This window comes from Xanthomonas sp. SHU 308 (assembly GCF_000364645.1).
GTDB classification, from domain to species: Bacteria; Pseudomonadota; Gammaproteobacteria; order Xanthomonadales; family Xanthomonadaceae; genus Xanthomonas_A; species Xanthomonas_A sontii.
Map to the genome: position 1 here is coordinate 1 of NZ_AQOK01000277.1, position 5,805 is coordinate 5,805.

Below are 5,805 nucleotides of genomic sequence, written 5' to 3' on the forward strand. Positions count from 1 at the left end.
TGGCAGGTGCTGGCGCTGCTCTCGCGCGGCCTCACCAATGCCGCGCTCGGCGCCGAACTCGGCATCAGCGCCGGCACCGCCAAGGTCCACGTCGAGCGCATCCTGCACAAGCTGCAGGTGGCCGACCGCACCCAGGCCGCGGTGGTCGCGGTGCAGGCGGGGGTGGCGCTGTGAGGGCGCTGGCGCGGCGCTGGAACGACTGGCCGCTGACCCGCAAGAGCCTGGCGCTGGTGGCGCTGCCGCTTTTGCTGCTGGTGGCGGCGCTGGTGGCGATCTACAGCGTGGAGCGGCAGAACATCGCCGCCGAGAACGACGTGCGCCGCACCCTGCAGTTGCTCAGCGATTTGCACGAGGCGCATGCGCTGCTGGCCGAGACCGCCGCTGGCGTGCGCGGCTACCGGCTGGTGCGCCAGGACGCGTTCCTGACCCCGTACCGGGACGCCGAGCCGCGGCTGAAGACCGTGGTGCAGCGCCTGTCGCAACGCATCACCGACCCGCGCCAGGCGCAGCGCTTCGCCCGCATCCAGCCGCTGTTCGAGGAGAAGATGCAGGGCTGGCGGCGGCTGCTCGCGCCGGACCTGAGCCGCGAGGAAGAGATCCGCCAGCTGCGCGAGGGCAAGGTCACCCTCGACATCCTGCGTGCGGAACTGCGCGAGCTGCGCAACTACGAGACCGCGCAGTTGCAGGTGCGTACCGCCAAGGCGCAGGCGCTGCGCCAGCGCAACCTGCTGATCACCCTGTGCGCGGCGATGCTGGGCGGACTCGGTGCGGTGCTCGCGGTGGCCTGGTTCGCCTCGTCGCTGTCGCGACGCCTGCGCCAGCTCTCGGCCAATGCCGACCACCTCGGCGACGGCCGGCCGCTGGCGCCACAGCCACCGGCCGGCGACGAACTGGGCCAGGTCGCGCAACGCCTGCAGCAGGCCAGCACCCTGCTCGCCGCGCGCGCCGAGGAAGCGCAGTCGGCGCGCCGCGAGGCCGAGAGCGCCAACCGCGCCAAGACCGAATTCCTCTCGCGCAGCAGCCACGAACTGCGCACCCCGCTCAACGCCATCCTCGGTTACGCGCAGGTGCTGGAGATGGACCTGCCGGGCGTGGCGCAGCGCGACCACCTACAGCACATCCTCGGCGCCGGCCGACACCTGCTGGGACTGATCACCGAACTGCTGGACATCGCCCGCATCGAGGCCGACCAGCTCGACCTGAGCCCGCGCCCGGTGCCGGTGCATGCCGCACTGGAAGAGGCGCTGGGCCTGGTCGCACCGGAGGCGCAGGCGCGCGGCATCGTGCTGCGGCCGCCGCAGTTGCCGCCGGAGTGGACCGTACGCGCCGACCCGCAGCGGCTGCGCCAGGTGCTGATCAACCTGCTGTCCAACGCGATCAAGTTCAACCGTCCCGGTGGCGCGGTGTGGGTGAGCGCCGTGCCCGAAGGCCAGTCCCTGGCCCTGACCGTGCACGACCAGGGTCACGGCCTGACGCCGGCGCAGGTGGAACGCTTGTTCACGCCGTTCGAGCGGCTCGGCGCCGAGCGCTCGGCGATCGAGGGCACCGGTCTGGGTCTGGCGCTGAGCAAGCGCCTGACCGAGGCGATGGGCGGGCGCATCGCCGTGGACAGCGGCCCGGACGGATCGCGCTTCACCATCGCGCTGCCGCTGGACCGCCCACAGGCAGCGGCACTGCCTGACCCCGCCGTGATGGCGACGACGGCGAGCGGGATCCAGCGCCAGTTGCTGAGCGTGGAGGACAACCCGTCCAACCAGGCGCTGATCCGCACCCTGGTCGAACGCCGCCCGCACTGGCGCCTGCACGAGGCCGCCAGCCTGGCGCAGGCGCACGCGCATCTGCAGCAGGCCACGCCCGACCTGATCCTGCTCGACCTGCACCTGAGCGACGGCAACGGCGAGGACCTGCTGCAGGCGCTGCGCGCGCAGCCGCACACCGCAGCGATCCCGGTGGTGGTGATCAGCGCCGATGCCACCGCGACCACGCTGGCGCGCGTGCAAGGCGAGCCGGTGCGCGCCTACCTGACCAAGCCGCTGGACGTGGCCGACTTCTTCTCCGTTCTGGACCGACACCTCGCATGACCCGCAACGATGTCCTCGCCGCGCGCATCCTGATCGTCGACGACGAACCGGCCAACGTCCGCCTGCTGGAGGAGCTGCTGCAGCGCGAAGGCTTCCGCCAGGTGGTGGCGACCACCGACCCGCAGCGGGTGCTGGGGCTGGTCGCCGCATTCGCGCCGGACCTGATCCTGCTCGACCTGATGATGCCGGAGCTGGACGGCTACGCGATCCTGGAACAGCTGGCGCGCCTGGCCGGCCCGTCCACCTTCCTGCCGGTGATCGTGCTCACCGCCGACCCCAGCCGCAGCGCCCGCCACCGCGCCCTCGGCCTGGGCGCCAAGGATTTCCTGACCAAGCCGCTGGACACCTTCGAAGTCGCCCTGCGCGTCTGGAACGTGGCCGAGACCGTGGTGCTGTTCAAACGCCTGCGCGCGCTGGCCGTGGCGGATGCCGCGCCGCCGGGATGGCTGACGGCCGGGATTGGGGATTAGGGATTGGGGATTCGCAACGGCAGCCCCCCGCTTTTGCCAATCCCCAATCCCGACTCCCCAATCCCGGCCCCCAACCTACATCGCCCGCGTCACCTGGCCGCCCAGGCCCAATGCCATCAGCACTTCCTGGGCCTTTTCCAGCAGTTCGTCGGCCACGCAGACCTGGACCACGCCGAACGGCAGTTCGCCGGCGCCGCCGAGCAGGGCCTCGCCGAACACGAAGGCGGTGATGCCGGCATCCTCCAGCGCGTGCTTGGCCAGGTGCGCGTCGATCAGGTGCTGGGCGCGGTAGGCGATCTGCATGGTCGAGCCCTCAGCGGCGAGCCACGGAGCCAGGCAGAACCTGGAGCGAGGAAAGGCAACACAGATCCGTAAACGGGTAGGCCAACTGAGAAGGACGCATGACGCCAAGGGCAAGACGGAACGCCTGCATGCGGGCTTCTCTTGAGTGAATTGTTCCGCAGCCTACGCGCCAGAACGGCCGCAGACCAGTCCGGCCAAGCTAAAGCAGCGCTTTACTTACTATAAACTTGCGCTTTACTTATTCTCAGACGCGCGCATGTCCGACACCCCCGCCACCGACGCCTCCGCCCCGGCCGAGAAGAAAGACTTCATCCGCCAGATCGTCCGCGAGGACCTGGCCAACGGCAAGCACACGGCCATCCGCACCCGCTTCCCGCCCGAGCCCAACGGCTACCTGCACATCGGCCACGCCAAGGCGATCTGCCTGGACTTCGGCATCGCCGCCGAGTTCGGCGGGCGCTGCAACCTGCGCTTCGACGACACCAATCCGGCCAAGGAAGATCCCGAATTCGTCGCCGCGATCCAGGACGACGTGCGCTGGCTGGGCTTCGACTGGGCCGAGCTGCGCCACGCCTCGGACTATTTCGAGGTGTACTACCTGGCCGCCGAGAAGCTGATCCGCGACGGCCACGCCTTCGTCTGCGACCTCTCCGCCGAGCAGGTGCGCGAGTACCGCGGCACCCTCACCGAGCCGGGCCGCGATTCGCCCTACCGCACCCGCAGCGTCGAAGAGAACCTGGACCTGTTCCGGCGCATGCGCGCGGGCGAGTTCCCGGACGGCGCGCGCACCCTGCGCGCCAAGATCGACATGAGCAGCGGCAACATCAACCTGCGCGACCCGGCGCTCTACCGGATCAAGCACGTCGAGCACCAGAACACCGGCAACGCCTGGCCGATCTACCCGATGTACGACTTCGCGCATTCGCTGGGCGATGCGGTGGAAGGCATCACCCACTCGCTGTGCACGCTGGAGTTCGAGGACCACCGCCCGCTGTACGACTGGTGCGTAGACAAGGTCGACCTGGCCGGCCACCCCGAACTGCTGCAGCCGCTGCTGGACAAGGGCCTGCCGCGCGAGGCGGCCAAGCCGCGGCAGATCGAGTTCTCGCGGCTCAACATCAACTACACGGTGATGAGCAAGCGCAAGCTGACCCAGCTCGTCGCCGAGGGCCTGGTCGATGGCTGGGACGACCCGCGCATGTACACCCTGCAGGGCCTGCGTCGCCGCGGCTACACGCCGGCCGCGCTGCGCCTGCTGGTCGACCGCGTCGGCATCAGCAAGCAGAACTCGGTGATCGACTTCTCGGTGCTCGAAGGCTGCCTGCGCGAAGACCTGGACGCGCACGCCGCGCGGCGCATGGCGGTGATCGAGCCGCTGAAGCTGGTGCTGAGCAACCTGCCCCAGGGCCACAGCGAAACCCTGACCTTCTCCAATCATCCCAAGGATGAGAGCTTCGGCACGCGCGAAGTGCCGTTCTCGCGCGAACTGTGGATCGAGCGCGAGGACTTCGCCGAAGTCCCGCCTAAAGGCTGGAAGCGGCTGGTACCGGGCGGCGAAGTGCGCCTGCGCGGCGCCGGCATCGCCCGCGTCGACGAAGTGATCAAGAACGCCGCCGGCGAGATCGTGGAACTGCGCGGCTGGCTCGACCCGGAATCGCGTCCGGGTATGGAAGGCGCCAACCGCAAGGTCAAGGGCACCATCCACTGGGTCAGCGCCGCGGACGCGGTGGAGGCCGAGATCCGCCTGTACGACCGCCTGTTCTCGGTGGAAAAGCCCGACGACGAGTCCGACGGCAAGACCTACCGCGACCACCTCAACCCCGACTCCAAGCGCAGCGTGCGCGGCTATGTCGAACCCGCCGCCGCCCAGGCCGCGCCGGAGCAGGCGTTCCAGTTCGAGCGCACCGGCTATTTCGTCGCCGACCGCTACGACCACCGCGCCGACGCGCCGGTATTCAACCGCAGCGTGACCCTGCGCGATACCTGGAGCGGCGGCCAGGGCGGCTGACCAAGCGCGTGTGCGATGCCTCCAGCTACGGCGATGTCCTGGAGGAAGGCAGCGCATCGGCCGCGGACCGCGTGCCCGAACATCTACCGCGTCGTTCGGCGCTATCGCGTCGGGACTGAAGTCCCTCCCACAGGATGGCTGCATGCGCGGCCGCTTCCTGCAGGGCTAGCGTTAGCGTTGTTTTATTGGTGAGGCATCGCGCTGAAGCGGCGGCTAAAAAGCCGGGATTGGGGACTTGGGATTGGGGATTCGGAACCCCGCAAATCGGAACCCGAAATGTTCCGCAAGTGCTGGGCGGTTGCGATTGCACTGTGGGAGGGCTTCAGCCCCGACGGGCTTTACCGATAGCGCCTGTCGGGGCTGAAGCCGCACCCACCGTGGAGTCGCGGAGTGGCTTTTTGTCGCCAGAGGCGCCGCACATACCGTGCACTCGCGAAAAACCCCCAATCCCCAATCCCCGCCCTTCCCCCGCCACCGCCCGCGCGCTAGCGTAACGGGCATGTCCCCCGCCCCGTCCTTCAGCCTGCGCAGCTACGGCCGCGATGGCGCCGCCCATCAGCATGGCCACGTGCAACTGGTGCTGCCGCTGCACGGCACGCTGGAGCTGGAAGTGGACGGCCGCGGCGGCTATCTGGACCGTTTCCGCGCCGCGGTGGTCGCGCCGCAGACCCGGCATGCGCAGTCCGCGCTGGATGCCAACCGCTTCCTGATCGTCGATTGCCGCACCGACGCCTTCGGCGACGACGCGCTGGAGCGCCTGCGGCGACGGCCGTTCCTCGACCTGCCGCCGCCGCTGCAGGATCTGCTCGCCGACCAGACACCGCATCCGGACCTCGCTGCCACCCATGCCGATGCCGGCGCCGCCGTGCTGGCCTGGCTGCAGGCGGGCACCGCGCCGCGCGGCTGGCAGCGGCTGCAGGCGCTTTGCCGGCGCATCGAGGCA

The 5,805-nt window shown here is 69.6% G+C and carries 5 protein-coding genes and 1 pseudogene; 5 read left to right on the forward strand and 1 reads right to left on the reverse strand.

Translation table 11 applies throughout. The features are described from left to right. The 3 genes from D588_RS24430 to D588_RS0110135 all read left to right on the forward strand — a co-directional run. The coding region (locus D588_RS24430) for a LuxR C-terminal-related transcriptional regulator (RefSeq protein ID WP_043084267.1) at nucleotides 1-174 on the forward strand (174 nt) is incomplete at its 5' end. After that, nucleotides 171-2,081 (forward strand): ATP-binding protein, encoded by a 1,911-nt coding sequence (locus D588_RS0110130; protein WP_017915893.1) that lies wholly within the window; start codon nucleotides 171-173, stop codon nucleotides 2,079-2,081. The genes D588_RS24430 and D588_RS0110130, both read left to right, overlap by 4 nt. Further along, a complete protein-coding gene (locus D588_RS0110135; protein WP_017915894.1) occupies nucleotides 2,078-2,551 on the forward strand; it encodes a response regulator in 474 nt (157 codons plus the stop codon). Before D588_RS0110130 ends, D588_RS0110135 begins: the two co-directional genes overlap by 4 nt. A 75-nt stretch (nucleotides 2,552-2,626) precedes the next feature. On the opposite strand, the gene D588_RS0110140 is transcribed toward D588_RS0110135, so the two are convergent. Further along, complete coding sequence (locus tag D588_RS0110140; protein ID WP_017915895.1) at nucleotides 2,627-2,854, reverse strand: DUF2007 domain-containing protein; 228 nt, start codon at nucleotides 2,852-2,854, stop codon at nucleotides 2,627-2,629. Between the two features lie 256 nt (nucleotides 2,855-3,110). Between D588_RS0110140 and D588_RS0110145 the strand changes: the two genes are divergently transcribed. Both D588_RS0110145 and D588_RS0110150 read left to right on the forward strand, forming a co-directional pair. Continuing rightward, the gene (locus D588_RS0110145; protein ID WP_017915896.1) at nucleotides 3,111-4,862 is read left to right on the forward strand and encodes a glutamine--tRNA ligase/YqeY domain fusion protein; all 1,752 of its coding nucleotides are present in this window, start codon (nucleotides 3,111-3,113) and stop codon (nucleotides 4,860-4,862) included. A 499-nt stretch (nucleotides 4,863-5,361) separates the two neighbouring features. Next, nucleotides 5,362-5,805: pseudogene (locus D588_RS0110150) on the forward strand (AraC family transcriptional regulator); the annotation flags it as partial.

What these genes read in the sequence shown, in the direction of transcription:
- D588_RS0110135 (WP_017915894.1), top strand. Translation starts at nt 2,078, where the DNA reads ATGACCCGCAACGATGTCCTCGCCGCGCGCATCCTGATCGTCGACGAC.
- D588_RS0110145 (WP_017915896.1), top strand. Translation starts at nt 3,111, where the DNA reads ATGTCCGACACCCCCGCCACCGACGCCTCCGCCCCGGCCGAGAAGAAA.
- D588_RS0110140 (WP_017915895.1), bottom strand. Translation starts at nt 2,854, where the DNA reads ATGCAGATCGCCTACCGCGCCCAGCACCTGATCGACGCGCACCTGGCC.